This window comes from Streptomyces sp. NPDC079020, from assembly GCF_044542225.1.
Classification (GTDB): Bacteria; Actinomycetota; Actinomycetes; order Streptomycetales; family Streptomycetaceae; genus Streptomyces.
Map to the genome: position 1 here is coordinate 22,295 of NZ_JBITUB010000006.1, position 20,037 is coordinate 42,331.

Consider the following 20,037-nt stretch of genomic DNA (forward strand, 5'->3'; position numbering starts at 1 on the left):
GGTCCCGTCCCGGACGGACCCGGACGGCCCCGGACGGGAAGTGCTAGATCACCAGGCTGAGCAGTGCCGCGACCACGAACCCCGCCACCGACAGGACCGTCTCCAGGACCGTCCAGGACTTCAGGGTGTCGCGCTCCGAGATGCCGAAGTACTTCGAGACCATCCAGAAGCCGCCGTCGTTGACGTGCGAGGCGAAGATCGAACCGGCGGAGATCGCCATGATGATCAGCGCGAGGTGCGCCTGGGACATGTCCTGGCCCTCGACCAGCGGGACGACGATGCCCGCGGTGGTGACGATGGCGACCGTCGCCGAGCCCTGGGCGACGCGCAGCACCACGGAGATCAGCCAGGCGAGCAGGATGACCGGCAGGCCGACGTCGTTGAAGGTGTCGGCGAGGGCGTCCGCGATGCCGCTGCCCTTGAGCACGGCGCCGAAGATGCCGCCCGCGCCGACCACCAGCAGGATGTTGCCGACCGGCTTGAGCGAGGACGTGGAGACCGATTCCAGGGACTTGCGGGACCAGCCGCGCCGGATGCCCAGCAGGTAGTACGCGAGGAGCAGCGCGATCGTCAGGGCGACGAACGGGTTGCCGAAGAACTCGATCACCGAGCGGGGTGTGGAGGGGTCCAGCGCGATGGAGGAGAACGTCGCGGCGAGGATCAGGAGCAGCGGGGTTCCGATGATCGCGAGGACCGTGCCGAGGGCGACGGGGGCCTCGTGCGGGGTGACCCCGGCGGCCCGCTGTTCGGCGACGACGGCGGCCCTGGCCTCCTCGGCGGCCTCGACCATGTCCTGCGGGACCTCGACGAAGATCCGCTTGCCGATCCAGGCGGCGTAGCCCCACGCGGCGAGTACGGAGGGGATGCCGACGACGGCACCCATCAGGATGACCCAGCCCAGGGACACGTTGAAGAGTCCGGCGGCGGCCACCGGGCCGGGGTGCGGCGGCAGGAACGCGTGGGTCATCGACAGGCCCGCGAGCAGCGGCATCGCGTACAGCAGGATCGATTTGCCGGAGCGCTTGGCGGCGGCGTAGACGATCGGGGCGAGGACGAAGATGCCGACGTCGAAGAAGACCGGGATGCCGAAGATGAGGCCGGTGAGGCCCATGGCGAGCGGGGCCCGCTTCTCACCGAAGAGGTTCAGCAGACGGGTGCTCAGCACCTCCGCGCCGCCGGAGACCTCCAGGATCGCGCCGAGCATCGTGCCGAGTCCGATGATGATCGCGACATGGCCGAGGATGCCGCCCATGCCCGATTCGATGACGGAGACCGCGGCGGACTTCTGGACGGTTCCGAAGAGTTCGGTCACGGAGAGACCGGCGCCGAGGCCGACGGCTATGGAGACGGCGAGCAGCGCGACGAACGGCTGGAGCCTGACCCTGATGATCAGGAAGAGGAGAAGCGCGATACCGAGGGCGGCGACGGTCAGCAGTCCGGCGGTGCCGTCGATCAGGAGGAGGAGTCCACCAGTGTGGGGTGGCGTCCCGGCCGGCGGTGGGGTGGCGGCGAGCAGCATGGTGACTCCGTGGGGGCGAGGGGCAGTTCCGGGCAGGGGGGAGCGCGGCACGGCGCCCCCGTGGTGCGGGGCGCCGTGCCGGACGGGTCGCTGGAGCGGTACCGCGGGTGGGGCAAACCGGTCAGCCGAGGACCGCGAGCGCGTCGATCTCGATGAGCAGGCCCTTGGGGAGGCCGACGTAGACCGTCGTACGGGCCGAGGCGGGGGCCGCGAGGCCCTGCTCCTCGAAGTACGCGTTGTAGATCTCGTTCATCTCGGCGAAGTGGCCGACGTCTGTGAGGTAGACGCGCATCATCATCACGTCGTCCCAGGTGGCGCCGCCCTCTTCGAGGATCGCCTTGACGTTGGCGAAGGTCTGGAGGGTCTGCTCGCGCAGCGTCGGGCCGACGACGGTGGCGGGCTCACCGGCCACGGCGGGCAGGAAGCCGACCTGGCCGGCGACCTGGAGGATGTTGCCCTTCTTCACACCGTGCGAGAACTTCGCGGGCGGGGCGGCGTGGGTGCTGGGCGTGAGGGAGATCTTCTCGGTCATGGCTGATCAGGCTTTCTTGAGTGGGGTGGTGCCGGAGTACTCCCGGCTGATGGCGTCGGCGGTGCGGCGCACCAGCGGGAGCAGGGTGAGGAGTTCCTCCGCGGTGACGACCACGTTGGGGGCCGAGACCGACATCGCGGCGACGACCCGGCCGTCCGCGCCGCGGATCGGGGCCCCGATGCAGTTGATGGACTCCTCGTGGCCACCGAGGTCGGTGGCCCAGCCCTGTTCGCGTACGACGGCGAGTTCCTTGAGGAACGCGCCGGCGCTGGGGACGGAACGGGACGTGTACATGGGGTAGTCGAGCGTTTCGGCGATCGCCCGCCGCTCGGCCTCGGTCAGGTCGGCGAGCAGCAGTTTGGCGACCGCGGCGACGGTGATCGCGACGGGTTTGCCGATCCGTGAGTACATCCGGACCGGGTAGCGGCTCTCGACCTTGTCGATGTAGAGGACCTCGTGCTCCTCGTACACGGCGAGGTGGACGGTGTGTCCGCACCGGTCGTTGAGTTCCACGAGGTGGGGGTGGGCGATCTCGCGTACGTCGAGGTTCTCGACGGCTTCCTGGGCGAGCGCGAAGAGACGGGCGCCGAGGCGGTAGCGCTGGTCCTGCTGGCGGTAGACGAGTCCGTGCTCGTGGAGCGTACGGAGCAGGCGCAGCGCCGTGGACTTGTGGACGCCGAGCCGCTCGGCGACCTGGCCGAGGTCGGCGGGCCCCTGGGCGAGCAGCGGCAGGATGCTCAGCGCCCGGTCGACGGTCTGGCTCATGTCGTACGTACCTCCTGGTCGTCCCCCGTCCACCCGGGGCCGAGACGAAGTCTCCCCCAGGCGTCGTCGTCGAGGGCGACGAGGCGGTCGGCGCGCTCGCGCGGCGGCGGGTCGGTGAGGTCGCCGGGGACGGTGAGGACGGCGGCGGCCATCAGATGGCCGTGCCGGACGCGGTCGCGGATGGACAGGCCGCGCAGGGTGGCGGAGAGGAACCCGGCGGCGAACGCGTCGCCCGCTCCGACCGGGGCGACGACGTCGACGTGCAGCGCGGGCACGTCGGTGACGGTGTCGGTGGCCGCGGCGGCGGTGGCAGCGCAGGGTCCGGGGCGGGGGCCCAGGTGGGCGCCCGGTCGGGGGGCCGAGTAGACCGTGGCCCCGTCCGCGCCGCGCTTGACCACCAGAGTTGCGGGTTCGGGCAGTGCCGCGCGGATCGCGTCCGCGCCCTTCAGCCCCCAGGCCTCGTCCGCCTCGTCCTCCCCGACAAAGACCAGGTCGGCACGGCGGGCGAGGTCGAGCAGCACCTCCGGTCCCGCCTCGCTGCCGCGCCACAGGCCCGGCCGGTGGTTCACGTCGAAGGAGATCAGCGGGGGGCCGGACCGGGGTGCGGTCAGTTCGTGGAGCAGCGCCAGACAGTCCGGGGAGAGCGCGGCCGTGATGCCGGAGAGGTGCAGGAGGCGGCCGGCGGACAGCGTCTCGTGGGGGACGTTGTGGGTGGACATCGCGGAGGCGGCGGAGCCCGCCCGGTAGTACGCCACCTCATGGGTGTCGGTGGCCCGGTCCGTGGCGGTGCGGAAGTAGACGCCGGTGGGGCGGTCCGGGTCGCGGCGGACGGCGGAGGTGTCGACCCCGTACGCGGCGATGGCCTCGACGAGGTGGTCGCCGAAGCCGTCGGCCCCGACCCGGCTGACCCAGGCCACCCGGTGCCCGGCGGCGGCAAGGGCGCAGGCGACGTTGGACTCGGCGCCGCCGATGCCGCGGCCGAAGGAGGGGACGTCGGCGAGGCGGCCGGGCCGTGAGGGCCGGAACGTCACCATGGACTCACCGAGACACACCACGTCGAAGCTCGCGGCGGCGCTGGTCGTCCCTGCTGCGGGTCCGGTCACTCTGGGGCTCCTCGATGATCGTGCGTGCGGCACCGGCTCTCACCATTGACCCGGCATCGGCTCGGATGTTAGACAGCATCGAGCGATATGCGCAATGGGTGTTGCATATGGTGCAACGAACACTTCGAGGAGTTTGCCTTGGCAGCCGACCGCCCCGTCCTCCACACCGTGTCCGGCCTCGCCGAGGAGCGTGTCGACCACCGGTTCAAGTCGCTGCCGCCCGACGCCGACGGCCTGACCGTCGGCGCCCTGGCCGCCGAGCGCCGCAACCTCTTCACGGGCGGATTCACCACCCCGGTGCTCGCGCTGTCCGCCGAGTCGGTCGAGCACAACCTCGCGCTGCTGGAGACGTACGCCGAGCGCCACGGCCTCCTGTTCGCGCCGCACGGCAAGACGTCGATGTCGCCGCGGCTCTTCGCCGACCAGCTGGCGCGCGGCGCCTGGGGCATCACCGCGGCCGTCCCGCACCAGGCGCGGGTCTACCGGGCGTACGGCATCCGGCGGATCTTCCTGGCCAACGAGGTCGTCGACGCGGTGGCGCTGCGCTGGCTGGCCGGTGAGCTGGCGGCCGACCCGGAGTTCCGCTTCATCTGCTACGTGGACTCGGTGCGCGGCGTCGAGCTGATGGACGAGGCCCTCCGCGACGCGGGGGCCGGACGCCCGGTCGATGTCGTCGTGGAGCTGGGCGCGGGCGAGGGCGCGCGCACCGGCGCCCGGAGCGACGCGGACTGCGCCGCGGTCGCCGACGCGGTGGCCGCCGCCGGGACCCTGCGCCTGGTGGGCGTCGCCGGGTACGAGGGCGAGGTCCCGGGCGCGACCCCGGAGCGCGTACAGGAGTGGCTGCGGCGCCTCGTGGCGCTGGCGGCCGGCTTCGACGCGGAGGGGCGCTTCGCCGGGTGCGAGGAGATCGTGATCAGCGCGGGCGGCAGCGCCTGGTTCGACACGGTGGCGGAGGTGTTCGCCGGGATCCCCGCGCTGAGCCTGCCCGTGCTGAAGCTGCTGCGCTCGGGTGCCTACGTCTCGCACGACGACGGCCACTACAAGCGCCTCACCCCCTTCAACCGGGTCCCCGAGGAGGGCACGCTCCAGCCCGCCTTCCGGCTCTGGGCCCAGGTCGTGTCCCGCCCGACCGGCGAGCAGGCCTTCCTCAACGCGGGCAAGCGCGACGCGGCGTACGACCTCGACCTTCCCCGGGCGCAGGTCGTCCGCTCCGGCCGGGACGGCTCGGTGCGGCCCGCGACGGGACTCACGGTCACCGGTCTCTCCGACCAGCACACCTGGGTGCGTACGGAGCCGGGCGCGGAGCTGGAGGTGGGCGACTGGGTCGGTATGGGCCTGTCCCACCCGTGCACCAGCTTCGACAAGTGGCAGCTGATTCCACTGGTCACGGCGGACGGCACGGTCACGGACTACATCCGCACGTTCTTCTGAGCAGAGGCGACACCCCATGGACCTGGTCATCCGCGACGCGCTGGTCGTCGACGGCACCGCCACCCCCGCCCGCCGTGCCGATGTCGCCGTCGACGGCGGACGGATCGCCGAGATCCACACCGAGGGCACCCCCGGCCCCCGGCCCACCGCCGCCCGCGTCCTGGACGCCGACGGCCTCGCCCTCTCCCCCGGCTTCATCGACATGCACGCCCACAGCGATCTGGCGCTGCTGCGGGACCCGGACCACAGCGCGAAGGCGGCGCAGGGCGTCACCCTCGAAGTCCTCGGCCAGGACGGTCTGTCCTACGCCCCGGCCGACGACCGCACCCTGGCGGAGGTGCGCCGTTCCATCAGCGGATGGAACGGCGGCGCCCCCGAGGACACGGACATCGACTTCGACTGGCGCACGGTCGGCGGCTATCTCGACCGGCTCGACACGAACTTCGGCGGCCGGGGCATCGCGGTCAACGCCGCCTATCTCGTCCCGCAGGGCACGGTCCGGATGTACGCGGTCGGCTGGGACGACCGCCCCGCCACCGCCGCCGAGCTGGACCGGATGAAGGAGCTCGTCGCCCAGGGCATGGCCGAGGGCGCGGTCGGGATGTCCTCGGGACTGACGTACACCCCCGGGATGTACGCGGACGACGCCGAACTCACCGAGCTGTGCCGGGTGGTGGCCCGCCACGGCGGCTACTACTGCCCGCACCACCGCAGTTACGGCGCGGGCGCGCTGGAGGCGTACGAGGAGATGGTGCGGCTCACCCGAACCGCGGGCTGCTCCCTCCATCTCGCCCACGCCACCATGAACTTCGGCGTGAACAAGGGCAGGGCGCCGGAGCTGCTGGCCCTGCTCGACGAGGCCCTGGACGCGGGCGCCGACATCTCCCTCGACACCTACCCGTACACCCCCGGCTGCACGACGCTCGTCGCGATGCTGCCGAGCTGGGCGGGCGAGGGCGGCCCCGAATCCGTCCTGACCCGTCTCGCGGACCCGGGGACGGCGGAGAGGATACGTCACCACCTGGAGGTACTGGGCTCGGACGGCTGCCACGGGGTGCCGATCGAGTGGGACACCATCGAGATCTCGGGCGTCGGTGTGCCGGAGCTGGCCGGTCATGTCGGCCGTACGGTGGCCGAGTCCGCCCGGCTGCGCGGCGAGGCCCCCTGGGTCACCGCCCACCGGCTGCTGGTGGAGGACCGGCTCGGCACGACGATCCTCCAGCACGTCGGCCACGAGGAGAACGTCCGGCGGATCATGCGTCACCGGGTGCACACCGGCGGCAGCGACGGCATCCTCCAGGGCGACAAGCCGCATCCGCGCGCCTACGGCACGTTCCCGCAGTATCTCGGCCGGTACGTGAGGGAGCTGGGCATCCTGTCGCTGGAGGAGTGCGTCGCCCATCTGACGTCCCGTCCGGCCGCCCGGCTGCGGCTGGCGGACCGGGGCCTCGTCCGCGAGGGCTACCGCGCCGACCTGGTGCTGTTCGACCCGGGGACGGTGGCGGCGGGATCGACGTTCGAGAAGCCCCGCACGCTGCCGGTGGGCATCCCGCACGTCCTGATCGACGGCCGCTTCGTCATCGAGGACGGCCGGCGGACCTCGGTGCTGGCGGGGCGCTCGGTACGGAGCACGGACGGCGCGCGGCGCTGAGGGGCGGGCGGCTCGGGCGCCCGGGCCGCCGGCCCGTTCCCGCGGGCTCAGGCGCCCGAACCGCCCGCCCGTTCCCGCGCCCAGGCCAGATCCTCCTCGGTCGGGGCGTCGTCCTGGGTGAGCCTGCGCCGCCAGTAGCCGCTGAACTCGACCGCCTCCTTGGGCAGTTGCCGCTCCTCGATCAGATGGCGCCGCAGCTCCCGGACCGTCCCGGCCTCCCCCGCGAGCCAGGCCGCGCCCACCCCGTCCCCGGGGAGCCGCGCCGCGCGGACCGCCTGGAGCAGCGAACCGCCCCGGTCCCGGTGCACCCAGCGCACATCCGCCCCGGCGGCGGGCACGAGTTCCTGCTCCTCGGCCGCGTCCGCGACCTCGACGTACGCCAGCGCCCGCACCCCGTCCGGCAGGGCTTCGAGCAGGGTGGCGATCGCCGGGAGCGCCGTCTCGTCACCGGCGAGCAGCAGCCGGTCGGAGGCGGGCAGCGGGCGGGCGTACACCGCCGAGGGCCCGACCATGCCGAGCACATCCCCGGGGCGGGCGGCCGAACCCCAGCGGGTGGCGGGTCCGTTGCCGCCGTGGAGCACGAAGTCGACCGCCATCGCGTTGCGTTCGCGATCGTAGGAGCGGACGGTGAAGCTGCGCATCCAGGGGCGTTCCTCCTCGGGGATCGCCAGATACGCCTCGTACCACCGCATCCCGTAGGTGTCGTCGGCGTCCTGGCGCGGCAGGACGGGGACCCGCTGCCCCTCGCGCGGCAGACAGAGCTTCATCTGCTGGTCGGGGCGCTCGGCCATGAGGTCCGGCAGGCCGTCCCCGGTGAAGGTGACGCGCGCCGCCCGGGGGGTGATCCGCCGGACGTCCATGACCGTTACGTATGTGACCGGCAGCGCCTGACTCATCGGGCGAGCCCCTCTCCCACTGATACCTTACGGGGTAAAGAATTACCCGGACGAAGTTACTTTACGTCGTAAGGAGTCGCAAGTGGTGGTCTTTGCCGGACAGGGCGACGCCCGCCGCTCCCTCTCCCTGCTCTGGCGCGGGGACGCCCCGGCGCAGCCGCACGGCGGACCGGGCCCCAAGCCCCGGCTGAGCGTGGACGCGATCGTCTCCGCCGCCGTCGCGGTCGCCGACGAGGAGGGCATGGCCGCCCTCTCGATGCGCGCGGTGGGCGAGCGGCTGGGCCGGACGGCGATGGCGCTCTACACCTACGTCCCCGGCAAGAGCGAGCTGCTGGACCTGATGTACGACGCGGTGCACGCCGAACTGCCCTCGCACTACCCGGAACAGGCCCCCTGGCGCACCTCGCTCACCGCCTGGGCGCAGGACCTGCTGGAGTTCTACGTCCGCCACCCCTGGGTGCTCCAGGTCTCCCAGGCCCGTCCGGTGCTCGGCCCGCACGAGTACGCGGGCCTGGACACGCTCGTCCGGCTGCTCCACGGGACCGGGCTCGACGCGCGGGCCCTGCGGCGGCTGGTGGGGACCCTGTTCCACTTCGTGCGCGGTGCGGCGGGGACGGTGGCCGACTCCCGGCAGGCCGCGGCGGCGACCGGCAGCACGGACGAGGAGTGGTGGGCCGCCCGCGCGGCGATGCTCGGCGAGATGGCCCCGGACTTCGCGGACCGCTTCCCCGCCGTGAGCCGGCTGGAGCGCGAGGGCACGCCGGAACCGCCTGCGGCCGACGACCCGGTGCCGTACCCGGAGCGGGAGGCGCGCGAGACGTTCCGGGTGGGGCTCGGGGTGCTGCTGGACGGCATCGGCGCGTCGGTCACCGCGCACGCGGGACGGCGCCCGGAGCCCGGGGAGCAGGACGCGGGCGCCGTGCGGGCCTGAGTTTCCGGCCCGCGCGGCGCCCGCGTGGTGACCCGACGACGTGTACGGGGACTACGGCTTGGGCAGGGCGCAGCCGGCCCGGTTCAGGTCGATCTTGCTGCCGGTGCCGATGCAGGGGACCATGTTGTACGTCTGCTGGGCGTAGTTGATGCCCTCGCGGACGGTCACATTGCCGCTCTCGTCAACCTCGCACGGGTTGTTGTCCGTGCACTCCTGGCCGTCCTCGTTGCCGGTGTTGTTGACGGCGACCACCTTGCCGGTGGCGTTGTCGACCACCGGGGAGCCCGACGTACCGCCGATGGTCTTGCAGGCGGAGGTGTAGCGGACCGAGTCCTTCCAGGTCCACGCCCCCTCCTTGAGGCGGTAGGCGAAGCCGTCGACGTTGCAGCCGTACGTGCGCTTCCAGTACCCGGAGACGACGGTGATCGCGGAGCCGACCGCCGGGTGGGCGGTTTCGAGCTCCAGAGCCTTGATGCCGTAGCTGCTCTCGATCTGGGCGTAGGTGCTGGTGAGCTGGTACAGCGAGATGTCCGTGTCGGTCATGGTGCCGTAGGCGATCTTGCTGGCCCGCAGGGTGCCGACTCCGCTGCCCGCGGCGTTGAGCAGGGTGAACGAACGGCTGGACGGCTGGTTGAGCACGACCTCGCCGGGGCCCGGGAAACCGGACTCCATGCAGTGTCCGTTGGAGAGCACGAGGGCGGGATCGGTGGGCTGGGAGCCGGGCGACCGGACGACGGAGCCGGAACAGTTGCTCAGCGCGACGGTCCCGGCGAAGTTGACCGCCTTGGCCCTGGCCGTGGCATGGGCGTCGCCCGCGACCTTCGCTTCGGCCCCGGAGGGGGCCGGGGACGCCGCGGTGGCGGGCGCGACCCCCGCTCCCAGGAGCAGGACAGCGAGGAACGCACCGACGAGAGGCTTCTTCATGTGGGGGGTCCCCTCCAGTGGTGTCAGTAGCCGGAGATCTTCCAACATTTGACATGCGCATGCTGGCGCACATGCAGGGACGCCACAAGGGGCGAATTCCAGCCACCCATTGACCGATCGGGGGCGCACCGGGACGGCGCCGGGCGGCGGACGTCATGGCCCGGCGCCGCCCCGGCTGCGTACCGTCGGCGTATGACACTCGACCTCGACGCGTACTTCGCCCGCATCGGCTGGAGCGGCGAGCCGGGCCCCACCGCGGCAGTGCTGCGCTCCGTGCACCGCGCCCACATGCTGGGCATCCCGTTCGAGAACCTGGATCCGGTCCTCGGGTCCGCGCCCTCCCTGGCGCTCGCCGATCTGGAGGCCAAGCTCGTCCGCGGCGGTCGCGGCGGGTACTGCTACGAGCACAACACGCTCTTCTCCGCCGTCCTGAAGCGGCTCGGATTCACCGTGACACCGCTCGCCGCCCGGGTGGTGCTGGGGGCCGCTCCCGGAGACATCCGGCCCCGTACGCACATGCTGATGCGGGTGGACCTGCCGGGCGGGGGCACCCCCTATCTGGCCGATGTCGGCTTCGGCGCGGTCAGCGCGCTGCTGGAGCCGATCCCGATGGTGGCGGGCGCGGAGCTGCTCGACACCCCGCGCCACCACGGCCTCGTCCACACCCCGCACCCCGGTCCGCTCGACCTGTGGGAACTCCGGACGGAGAAGGGCGGCGCCTGGGAGCCGCAGTACGTGTTCACGCTGGAGCCCTTCGAGGCCCCGGACTTCGAAGTGATCAACTGGTACATCGCGACCAGCCCGCGCTCACCGTTCCAGCGGGCCGTGTACGCCCAGCGCACCCGGCCGGGCTCCCATCTGGCCCTGTCGGGCCTCGACCTGGTCGAGACGGCCGACGACGGCACGGTGCGGGAGCGCGTGCTGGCGGACCCGGCCGAGGCGCTCCAGGTCCTGCGGGACGACTTCGGCATCCGCCTCCCGGAGGGCACCCGCCTGCCGGAGTGAGGCCGGAGGCCGGACGGGCGCGGGGGGCGAGAGGCCGGGCCGGAGGACAGACGGGCGCGGGCGAGAGGCCGGACCGGAGGCCGGACGGGCGCGAGGCGAGGCGAGAGGCCGGGCCGGGGCGCGGTGCCGGAGTCACGCCCGCGTCAGCCTGCCTCCCGCCACGTGGCCCATCTCACCCGGCCCCCGCGCCGCGCCCGTATTCCAAGCCGCGGCGGCGTCCCCGCCAGGGTTCCCACGGCGCGGGCCGGGGGGACACATTCCGTTGGAAGCCGGGGGCGGGCCGGTCTCCCGGCCGGGAGGCGCGAGGGGCGGGCAATCTCCGCGCACCCCGCGAAACACGGTCGTAAGCTCGCGGACATGCAGGTCATCCAGTCCACGAAGCTCGCCAACGTCTGTTACGAAATCCGGGGCCCCGTGCTGGAGGAGGCGATGCGGCTGGAAGCGGCCGGTCAGCGCATCCTCAAGCTCAACACCGGCAACCCTGCCGCGTTCGGGTTCGAATGCCCGCCCGAGATCCTCGAAGACATACTGCGCAACCTCTCCGGGGCGCACGGCTACGGCGACGCGAAGGGCCTGCTGTCCGCACGCCGTGCGGTGATGCAGCACTACCAGACCAAGGGGATCGACCTCGACGTCGAGGACATCTACCTCGGCAACGGCGTCTCCGAGCTGATCCAGATGTCGATGCAGGCGCTGCTCGACGACGGCGACGAGGTGCTCGTACCGGCTCCGGACTATCCGCTGTGGACCGCCTCGGTCTCGCTGGCGGGCGGGACCGCCGTGCACTACCGCTGCGACGAGCAGTCCGACTGGATGCCCGACCTCGCCGACATCGAGCGGAAGATCACCGACCGCACCAAGGCCCTGGTGATCATCAACCCGAACAATCCGACCGGCGCGGTGTACGACGACGAGATGCTGCGCGGGCTGACGGAGATCGCCCGGCGGCACGGTCTGGTCGTCTGCTCCGACGAGATCTACGACCGCATCCTGTACGACGGCGCGACCCACACCCCCACCGCCTCGATCGCCCCCGATCTGATGGTGCTGACCTTCAACGGTCTCTCCAAGAACTACCGGGTGGCCGGCTACCGCTCCGGCTGGCTGGCCGTCTGCGGCCCGAAGGCCCACGCCACCTCGTACATCGAGGGGCTGACGATCCTCGCCAATATGCGGCTGTGCGCCAACATGCCCTCGCAGCACGCGGTGGCCACCGCGCTCGGCGGGCGGCAGTCGATCAACGATCTGGTGCTGCCCGGCGGGCGCATCCTGGAACAGCGCAACGTGGCGTACGACCTGCTGACGTCGATCCCCGGGGTGACCTGTGTGAAGCCGAAGGGGGCGCTGTATCTCTTCCCCAGGCTCGACCCCAAGGTCTACAAGATCAAGGACGACCGGCAGATGGTTCTCGATCTGCTGCGGGCCGAGAAGATCATGGTGGTGCACGGGACGGGGTTCAACTGGCCCGAGCCCGATCACTTCCGGGTGGTGACCCTGCCCTCGGTCGAGGATCTGGCCGATGCCGTCACCCGGATCGGCAACTTCCTGGACGGCTACGGGCAGCCGTAGAGCGAGCACTCCCGGATCGCGCATAACTTTAGACTAAATCCAAGCTAGGATGGATCCCACGCATCACGCAGGAGGCCATCCATGTACGAACCGATCCGCAGCAAATCGGTCCACACACCGGCCGGCGACGCCGACTTCCCGCACCGTTCCCGCGAGGAGGAGCTGGACATCCAGCTCGCCGGGCATCTGGCCGCGCTGCTCGCGGTCACCGACGAGCTGGGGCTCGGCGCGGCGGGCGACCGCATCGCCGAGCAGGTGGCCCGGCTGCGCGGCGCACCGCCCGCCCGGCACGCCGGCCTGACCGACGCGCCCCCGGCCGCGCTCCACCGCCGCGCCCACGCCCTCGCGGGCCGCGCGCTGGTGGTGTCCGCCTCGCGCGCCGACACGGCGGCGGCGATCCTCTCCGCGGAGCGGATGGACGCCCACACGGCGGCGCTGGCCGCCCCGGCACCCGAGGCCACCACCGCCGCCACCACCGCGCAGCTGGTCGGCGCCCACTGACGGCCCCGGTCCACGCGCCGCCGAGGCGCGCGGACCGGGTGCCGCCCACCGGGTGGGCCGCCGGTCAGCCGGCCCTGCGCACCCGTACGGTCGCCGACGCCGTCGAGCCGCTGTGCAGGTCGTCGCCCGCGTAGCCGACCGTGTACGTCACCTGGCCGGTCGCCCGGGGCAGGTCATTGATCCGGAACGTACCGTCGGCCGCGACCGCCGCCGAGGTCAGGACACCGGTCCCCTTCCTGTCGGCACGCTCCACGGACAGGGTGATCCCGGCCGGGAGGGCGCGGCCCTGCCCGGTCAGGCGGCCGGTGATCTCCAGCCCCTCACCCTTCACGCCCTCCGCCGGAGCGGTCAGCGCGAGCGCGGTCGGCGCCTTGGCGACGGCGACGGCGAGCGTGACGTCCTGGGCCGGACGATGCGTCAGGTCCCCCGTGTACGAGACCGTGTACGTGGCATCCCCGACGAGTGCGGGCACGTCCAGGACCGTGAACGAGCCGTCCGCGTCGACCTCGACGGAGGCGAGCCTGCGGTCGCCGTTCGCGTCGTGGCGCACCGCCGACACCTTCACCGGCTCGGCGGGCGCGGGCCCGTCGAGCTCCAGCCGCCCGCGGACACCGAGGGGTTCACCGACGACGGCCCGTCCCGGGGTGGTGCTGAGCGTCCCGGTGAAGCGGGAGTCGTGCTGCGCGGCCGGGGGCTGGATGATGTGCAGCCAGTACTCGTTGCCGGAGCCGTTGGTGGTGACGGCGAAGAGGCGTGCGCCGTCCTGGGACCAGCCGAGGCCGCGCGGGGCGATCCGGTTCCCCTCCAGCGCCCCGTCGAAGGCGAACTCCAGCGGCGCCGTACGGTCCGCCGGGTCGGCCGGCTGCACCAGCAGGTCGGCGGTGCCCCCGGTGGCGGCGGCGCCCCGGGCGATGTACTTCCCGTCGCCGCTGAAGGAGACGGCCGACGCCGTGGCCCCCTCGGGCAGCGGCTGGTACGCGACCGGCGCGTCGGACAGGTCGGCGTCCAGGAGCCGGGTGCCCGCGGCTGCGTCGGCGACGGCGATCCGCTGCCCGTCGGCGGACTGCGCGACGTCCTTCAGGTCCAGCGCGCCCTTGCCCGCGGCGTCCGCGAACCGGCGCTCCGGGCCGCGTACGAGCGTGCTGCCGGTCGCGTCGAAGGCGGTGAGGAACGGATCGGCCACGCCCGTGGTGCGCGGCTGCCCCATGAGGAGACGGCCGGGTGCCTCGGGGCCGCTCCACAGGCGCAGCCGCCCCATGTCGTTCCAGCCGGTGTTGACGGCACCGGTGCCCTCGGCCATGTACAGCCGGCTGTTGCGGGTGTCGCAGTCGCTGGTGGCCGCGACCTCGGTGTACCACTGCTTGCCACCGGCGAAGGCCACGTCGCGCGGGCACTCCACGTAGTAGTTGGCGTACGCCAGACCGGTGCGGGTCTGCTTCAGCGTGTCGAAGGAGAGGATTCCGTTCACCTGCGAGACGTAGAGCGTGGAGGCGTCAGCGCCGAGCGCCATCCCCGAGGGCGAGCTGTCGGTGGCGAGCGAACCGACCTTCTCCCCGTCGAAGTTGTAGACGAGGACCTGGCCCGCGTTGCGGTTGCGGGAGTCGTCGCTGATGTAGACCCGCTGGTGTGCGGAGTCGACGGCGATGGCCGAGTACGAGGAGACCGGGAGCTTGGCCACCCGCTCCCCGGCCGCCATCGCGGCGGGAGCGCCCAGCGCGGTCAGGCCCGCCGTGCCGAGTGTCAGTGCGGTCAGGGTCGCCGCGGTACGTATGCGGTGCCGGGAATTCTTCAACTGAGGTCCCCCCACGGACTCGTTCGTGGCCGGCGTGAGGAGCGGGCCACCTTGTGAAGAACGAGTCAACAGGAGTGAAGATTTCGTGCGCAAGCATACGGCGATGCATGGACGTTCTCTATAAATGGGGCGGCCCCTGGAGCCATGAGGGGGCTCCAGGGGCCTTACCGCGGCGGGCTGTTGACCCCACAGGTCAGGGCGGATGTCGGAAGACCCGGCCGCGGGGCACATCGCGGGCGCGTCCCGGCGGCGCACCCGGTGTGCGGCGCCGCACGGGCGCCGCCCCGGGCCGTTTCCGGACCGCGTCCGGGGCCGGGTCAGCCGAGGCGCTCGACCAGCGCGTGGTACTCGTCCCACAGCTCCTTGGGCGTGTGGTCGCCGAAGGTGTTGAGGTGCTCGGGGACCAGTGCGGCCTCCTCGCGCCAGACCTCCTTGTCCACGGTGAGCAGGAAGTCCAGGTCGGACTCGGAGAGGTCCAGGCCCTCGGTGTCGAGCGAGCCCTTGGCCGGCAGGATGCCGATCGGGGACTCGACGCCCTCGGCGCGGCCCTCCAGACGCTCGACGATCCACTTGAGGACGCGGCTGTTCTCGCCGAAGCCGGGCCACACGAACGTGCCCGCCTCGTTCTTGCGGAACCAGTTCACGTAGTAGATCTTCGGGAGCTTCGACTGATCGGCCTTGTCCGCGCCGACCTTGACCCAGTGCTTCATGTAGTCGCCCATGTTGTAGCCGCAGAACGGCAGCATGGCGAACGGGTCGCGGCGCAGCTCGCCGACCTTGCCCTCGGCGGCGGCGGTCTTCTCGGAGGCGACGTTGGCACCGAGGAAGACACCGTGCTGCCAGTCGAAGGACTCGGTGACCAGCGGTACGGCCGAGGCGCGGCGGCCGCCGAAGAGGATGGCCGAGATCGGCACACCCTTCGGGTCCTCCCACTCCGGCGCGATGATCGGGCACTGGCCGGCGGGGACGGTGAACCGGGCGTTGGGGTGGGCGGCGGGCGTGCCGGACTCGGGGGTCCAGTCGTTGCCCTTCCAGTCCGTGAGGTGCGCGGGCGCCTCCTCGGTCATGCCCTCCCACCAGACGTCGCCGTCGTCGGTGAGCGCGACGTTGGTGAAGACGGAGTTGCCCCACATGGTCTTCATGGCGTTGGCGTTGGTGTGCTCGCCGGTGCCGGGCGCGACGCCGAAGAATCCGGCCTCGGGGTTGATCGCGTAGAGGCGGCCGTCCTCACCGAACCGCATCCAGGCGATGTCGTCGCCGATGGTCTCGACGGTCCAGCCCGGGATCGTCGGCTCCAGCATGGCGAGGTTGGTCTTGCCGCAGGCCGACGGGAACGCGGCCGCGACGTACTTCGACTCACCGCGCGGCGGCGTGAGCTTCAGGATCAGCATGTGCTCGGCGAGCCAGCCCTCGTCGCGGGCCATGACGGACGCGATGCGCAGCGCGTAGCACTTCTTGCCGAGCAGGGCGTTGCCGCCGTAGCCGGAACCGTAGGACCAGATCTCCCGGTCCTCGGGGAAGTGCGAGATGTACTTGGTGGAGTTGCACGGCCACGGGACGTCCTCCTGGCCCTCCGCCAGGGGTGCGCCCAGCGTGTGGACGGCCTTGACGAAGAAGCCGTCGGCGCCGAGCTCGTCCAGGACGGCCTGTCCCATGCGGGTCATGGTGCGCATGGAGACGGCGACGTATGCGGAGTCGGTGATCTCGACCCCGATCGCGGAGAGCGGCGAGCCGACGGGGCCCATGCAGAAGGGCACGACGTACATGGTGCGCCCGCGCATGGAGCCGCGGAAGACACCCTGCTCACCGGTGAAGATCTCCCGCATCTCGGCGGGCGCCTTCCAGTGGTTGGTCGGGCCCGCGTCCTTCTCCTCGGCGGAGCAGATGAAGGTGCGGTCCTCGACGCGGGCGACATCGCTCGGGTCGGACGCGGCGTAGTACGAGTTCGGGCGCTTGATCTCGTCGAGCTTGGTGAACGTGCCCTTGGCCACGAGCTCCCCGCACAGGCGCTCGTACTCGGCCTCGGAGCCGTCGCACCAGACCACCCGGTCCGGCTGGGTGATGGCTGCGATCTCGTCGACCCAGGAGACCAGCTCCTGGTGGTTGGTGGGGGCAGTGGGGGGAGCCGCGATGTCGCGCGCCACGATCGCTCCTAGTTGAGGGTGTCTGTTGTCAGTTGCCCCGTGGGGGCCGCGACCCGGATGCTTCGAACCTTTCGATTTCCCCTGGCGCTCATCCGGTGCCGATTGCACTCATTTGATCATCCGACCGTTTCGCCCATATGTCCAGGGGGCCGCCCACGTGAGCATCACCACTCGTATCCGTTACCTACGGTGGCGTAGGTAGCATGCGGACATGACTTCTGCCGCCGCTGCCGCTGCGCCCGAACCCGTCGCCCTCGACCCCGTACCGGTGAAACCACGGATGCGCGGCTGGCTGCACGCCGGAATGTTCCCCGCGGTGCTGATCGCCGGGGTCACCCTGATCGCCCTGACCGACAGCACCCGCGGCCGGATAGCCTGCGCGGTGTACATCGTGAGCGCGTGTCTGCTGTTCGGCGTGAGCGCCGTGTACCACCGCGGCACCTGGGGCCCGCGCGGCGAGGCCGTGCTCCGGCGCCTCGACCACGCCAACATCTTTCTGATCATCGCGGGCACCTATACCCCGCTGACCCTGCTCCTTCTCCCGGAGTCCACCGGGCGGCCCCTCCTCTGGGCGGTATGGGCGGCGGCGGCTGCGGGAATCGCCTTCCGGGTGTTCTGGGTCGGTGCCCCGCGCTGGCTCTACACCCCCTGCTACATCGCGATGGGGTGGGCGGCGGTCTTCTTCCTGCCCGACTTCCTGCGCACCGGCGGCATCGCGGTGCTGGTCCTGGTCGTGGTCGGCGGGGTGCTCTACAGCGTGGGCGGCGTGATCTACGGGATCAAGCGGCCCAACCCGTCACCGCGCTGGTTCGGCTTCCACGAGGTCTTCCACTCGCTGACCCTGGCGGCCTTCGTCGTGCACTACGTCGGTATCTCGCTGGTGGCCTACCAGCACGGCTGAGCCACCCGGCGCGAGCGCCGTCGGGGGAAGGGGCCGCGTTCCGGTGGGACGCGGCCCCTTCCCCGTACCGGGCCTCAGCCGCCCAGCGCGCGCTCCAGCTCGGCCGCGTCCGTCGTCGGCGCGTCACAGACGAAGTGCCGGCAGACATACGCGGTCGGCTCCCCGCCCACCTGCGGCCGGTCCACCAGCAGCGGGAACTCCGCTCCGGCGTCCGGCCCCTCGCCCGCGGCCACCACCGCGCCCGGCGCCCGGCCCAGCAGCGCCGTACGGTGCAGCTCACCGCCGACCGGCCCGGCGACGGCCACCTCGCGCGGCCCGTCGAGCAGCGCCTCCGCGACGGCGAGCCCCCAGCTGATGAACCGGGGCACACGCGGCGCGAGCGCCTTCACCACGCCCAGGGCGCCTTCGGCGGCGGTGCGATGGGCCTCGGATCCGGTGTGCGCGGCGTAGGAGAGCAGCGCGCCCGCCGCCGCGGTCCAGCCGGCCGGGGTGGCACTGTCGGTGGGGTCCTGCGGGCGGCGGATCAGCTGCTCGGCGTCGTGCGCGGTGTCGTACAACTGCCCGCCCTCGCCGGTGAACTGCTCCAGCACGATGTCCAGCAGGAAGCCCGCGAACTCCAGCCAGACCCCCTCGCCGGTGACGGCGGCCAGCGCGAGGAAGCCCTCGGCGACATCGCCGTAGTCCTCCAGCACCCCGGCGTTGGCGCCCGTCCGCCCGTCCCTGGACGTCCGCGAGAGCCGGGCGACATCGCCCAGGTGGACCCGTACGAGCAGATCGGCGGCCTCGGTGGCCCGCTCGATCAGGTCGGGCCGGCCGAAATACGCCCCGGTCTCGGCGAGCGCGGCGATCGCGAGGCCGTTCCAGGCGGCGACCACCTTGTCGTCCCGCCCCGGCCGCGGCCGCTCCTCGCGCGCCGCGAGCAGCCTGGCCCGTACGCCCTCGACCCGCGCGGCGTCCGCCCCGTCCCCGCTCTTCGGCAGCCGGAGGACGGAGGACCCCTCCTCGAAGGTGCCCTCCTCTGTGACGCCGAAATGCGCCGCGGCGAAGGCGGCGTCCTCCTCCCCGAGCACCTCGCGCAGCTGCGCGGGCGTCCACACGTAGAACGCGCCCTCCACATGCCTGCCGCCCCCGTCCTCGCTGTCGGCGTCCAGCGCGGAGGCGAAGCCCCCCTCCGCCGTTCGCAGCTCGCGCACCATGAAATCGGCGGTCTCCAGGGCGATCCGGCGGGCCAGGTCCGAGCCGGTGACACGCCACAGATGGGCGTACACCCGGCACAGCAGCGCGTTGTCGTAGAGCATCTTCTCGAAGTGCGGGACGACCCACTCCCGGTCCACCGAGTAACGGGCGAAACCGCCGCCGAGCTGGTCGTAGATCCCGCCCCGGGCCATCGCCTCACAGGTGTCGGCCGCCATCTGGAGCGCGCCCTCGGCGCCGGTGCGGGCATGGTGCCGCAGCAGGAACTCGACCGCCATGGACGGCGGGAACTTCGGCGCGCCGCCGAACCCGCCGTACTTCTCGTCGTACTCCCGGGTCAGCCCGAGCAGTGCCTGCGCCGTCTCCGGCTCCCCCGGCACGCCCTCGCCCCCGTGCGCCAGCGACCGCCCCGCGAGGTCCCGCACGATGCGCGCGGCCACCTCGGCGACCTCCTCGCGCCGGTCGGTCCAGGCGGTGCTGACACCTTCGAGGACCTGGAGGAAGGAGGGCGAGCCGTGCCGGGGCTCGGGCGGGAAGTACGTACCGAAGTAGAAGGGCTCGGCGTCCGCGGTCAGGAAGACGGTCATCGGCCAGCCCCCCTGCCCCGTCGCCGCCTGCACCGCCTCCATGTAGACGGCGTCGACATCGGGCCGCTCCTCGCGGTCGACCTTCACCGGCACGAAATGCTCGTTCAGATACGCGGCCACGGTGTCGTCCTCGAACGACTCGTGCGCCATCACATGGCACCAGTGGCAGCTCGCGTAGCCGACGCTGAGGAGCACCGGCACATTCCGCCTGCGCGCCTCCTCGAACGCCTCGGGCGACCACGGCCACCAGTCGACCGGGTTGCCGGCGTGCTGGAGCAGGTACGGGGAGGTGGTCTGCGCAAGTCGGTTGGCCATGGCCCAATCCTCGCGCACCTTCCCCCACGACACCCGGCGCCCCACGGGACGGGGCGCGAACGGGCTGGTGGAAAAGGCGTGCCCTTCCGAAGCCGGGCGCCCCGGCGTCACCGGACGGTCGGCTGAACCCAGCAGCGGGATGTTCACGGGCGTGATGAGGGCAGCGGCCCGGCGGCGGAAGCCGCGGGGAGCGGCCGCTCCGTGTCCGGCGGGCCACGGGCCCTCGCCGAGCGGCCATAAAGGGCGCACAGTGCTACGGTGCCCTCAGCCCGGCCCC

The 20,037-nt window shown here is 72.1% G+C and carries 16 protein-coding genes; 7 read left to right on the forward strand and 9 right to left on the reverse strand.

The window, feature by feature from the left end:
* Positions 1 to 43: 43 nt before the first annotated feature.
* From ACIGJO_RS14095 to ACIGJO_RS14110, 4 genes are all read right to left on the reverse strand, one after another.
* Positions 44 to 1,519 (reverse strand): GntP family permease, encoded by a 1,476-nt coding sequence (locus ACIGJO_RS14095; RefSeq protein ID WP_399957062.1) that lies wholly within the window; start codon positions 1,517 to 1,519, stop codon positions 44 to 46.
* A gap of 121 nt (positions 1,520 to 1,640) precedes the next feature.
* On the reverse strand, positions 1,641 to 2,051 hold the full coding sequence (locus ACIGJO_RS14100) for a RidA family protein (protein WP_266923275.1): 411 nt from the start codon (positions 2,049 to 2,051) through the stop codon (positions 1,641 to 1,643).
* Between the two features lie 6 nt (positions 2,052 to 2,057).
* Positions 2,058 to 2,816: an IclR family transcriptional regulator gene (locus ACIGJO_RS14105; RefSeq protein WP_399957067.1), complete on the reverse strand. Its 759-nt coding sequence runs from the start codon at positions 2,814 to 2,816 to the stop codon at positions 2,058 to 2,060.
* Entirely contained in the window at positions 2,813 to 3,919 is a 1,107-nt protein-coding gene (locus ACIGJO_RS14110; RefSeq protein ID WP_399957070.1) for a sugar kinase, read from the reverse strand. The genes ACIGJO_RS14105 and ACIGJO_RS14110 overlap by 4 nt, the downstream gene beginning before the upstream one ends.
* 138 nt (positions 3,920 to 4,057) lie before the next feature.
* Here ACIGJO_RS14110 and ACIGJO_RS14115 point away from each other — a divergent pair, with 138 nt between their 5' ends.
* Together ACIGJO_RS14115 and ACIGJO_RS14120 are read left to right on the forward strand one after the other, a co-directional pair.
* Complete coding sequence (locus ACIGJO_RS14115; RefSeq protein WP_399957074.1) at positions 4,058 to 5,350, forward strand: alanine racemase; 1,293 nt, start codon at positions 4,058 to 4,060, stop codon at positions 5,348 to 5,350.
* Between the two features lie 16 nt (positions 5,351 to 5,366).
* A complete protein-coding gene (locus ACIGJO_RS14120; protein WP_399957077.1) occupies positions 5,367 to 7,001 on the forward strand; it encodes an amidohydrolase family protein in 1,635 nt (544 codons plus the stop codon).
* 47 nt (positions 7,002 to 7,048) lie between these two features.
* Here ACIGJO_RS14120 and ACIGJO_RS14125 read toward each other — a convergent pair whose 3' ends face one another.
* Positions 7,049 to 7,897: a siderophore-interacting protein gene (locus ACIGJO_RS14125; RefSeq protein ID WP_399957080.1), complete on the reverse strand. Its 849-nt coding sequence runs from the start codon at positions 7,895 to 7,897 to the stop codon at positions 7,049 to 7,051.
* A gap of 82 nt (positions 7,898 to 7,979) precedes the next feature.
* On the opposite strand from ACIGJO_RS14125, the gene ACIGJO_RS14130 reads away from it, so the two are divergent.
* A complete protein-coding gene (locus ACIGJO_RS14130; RefSeq protein WP_399957083.1) occupies positions 7,980 to 8,828 on the forward strand; it encodes a TetR/AcrR family transcriptional regulator C-terminal domain-containing protein in 849 nt (282 codons plus the stop codon).
* 51 nt (positions 8,829 to 8,879) lie between these two features.
* On the opposite strand, the gene ACIGJO_RS14135 is transcribed toward ACIGJO_RS14130, so the two are convergent.
* On the reverse strand, positions 8,880 to 9,752 hold the full coding sequence (locus ACIGJO_RS14135; protein ID WP_399957086.1) for a serine protease: 873 nt from the start codon (positions 9,750 to 9,752) through the stop codon (positions 8,880 to 8,882).
* Positions 9,753 to 9,944: 192 nt separating this feature from the next.
* On the opposite strand from ACIGJO_RS14135, the gene ACIGJO_RS14140 reads away from it, so the two are divergent.
* The 3 genes from ACIGJO_RS14140 to ACIGJO_RS14150 all read left to right on the forward strand — a co-directional run bounded on the left by ACIGJO_RS14140 (position 9,945) and on the right by ACIGJO_RS14150 (position 12,827).
* Positions 9,945 to 10,757 (forward strand): arylamine N-acetyltransferase, encoded by an 813-nt coding sequence (locus ACIGJO_RS14140; RefSeq protein ID WP_399957089.1) that lies wholly within the window; start codon positions 9,945 to 9,947, stop codon positions 10,755 to 10,757.
* Positions 10,758 to 11,114: 357 nt separating this feature from the next.
* Positions 11,115 to 12,326, forward strand: a complete 1,212-nt coding sequence (locus ACIGJO_RS14145; RefSeq protein WP_399957092.1) for a pyridoxal phosphate-dependent aminotransferase — start codon at positions 11,115 to 11,117, stop codon at positions 12,324 to 12,326.
* A gap of 81 nt (positions 12,327 to 12,407) precedes the next feature.
* Entirely contained in the window at positions 12,408 to 12,827 is a 420-nt protein-coding gene (locus ACIGJO_RS14150) for a hypothetical protein (RefSeq protein ID WP_399957095.1), read from the forward strand.
* A 64-nt stretch (positions 12,828 to 12,891) separates the two neighbouring features.
* Here ACIGJO_RS14150 and ACIGJO_RS14155 read toward each other — a convergent pair whose 3' ends face one another.
* Positions 12,892 to 14,619, reverse strand: coding sequence for an Ig-like domain repeat protein (locus ACIGJO_RS14155; protein ID WP_399957098.1), 1,728 nt, complete (start codon positions 14,617 to 14,619; stop codon positions 12,892 to 12,894).
* 317 nt (positions 14,620 to 14,936) lie between these two features.
* The gene (locus ACIGJO_RS14160) at positions 14,937 to 16,763 is read right to left on the reverse strand and encodes a phosphoenolpyruvate carboxykinase (GTP) (protein WP_399957101.1); all 1,827 of its coding nucleotides are present in this window, start codon (positions 16,761 to 16,763) and stop codon (positions 14,937 to 14,939) included.
* A gap of 211 nt (positions 16,764 to 16,974) precedes the next feature.
* On the opposite strand from ACIGJO_RS14160, the gene ACIGJO_RS14165 reads away from it, so the two are divergent.
* A complete protein-coding gene (locus ACIGJO_RS14165; protein WP_399957104.1) occupies positions 16,975 to 17,664 on the forward strand; it encodes a hemolysin III family protein in 690 nt (229 codons plus the stop codon).
* Between the two features lie 74 nt (positions 17,665 to 17,738).
* On the opposite strand, the gene ACIGJO_RS14170 is transcribed toward ACIGJO_RS14165, so the two are convergent.
* On the reverse strand, positions 17,739 to 19,760 hold the full coding sequence (locus ACIGJO_RS14170) for a thioredoxin domain-containing protein (protein WP_399957107.1): 2,022 nt from the start codon (positions 19,758 to 19,760) through the stop codon (positions 17,739 to 17,741).
* Between the last annotated feature and the right edge of the window lie 277 nt (positions 19,761 to 20,037).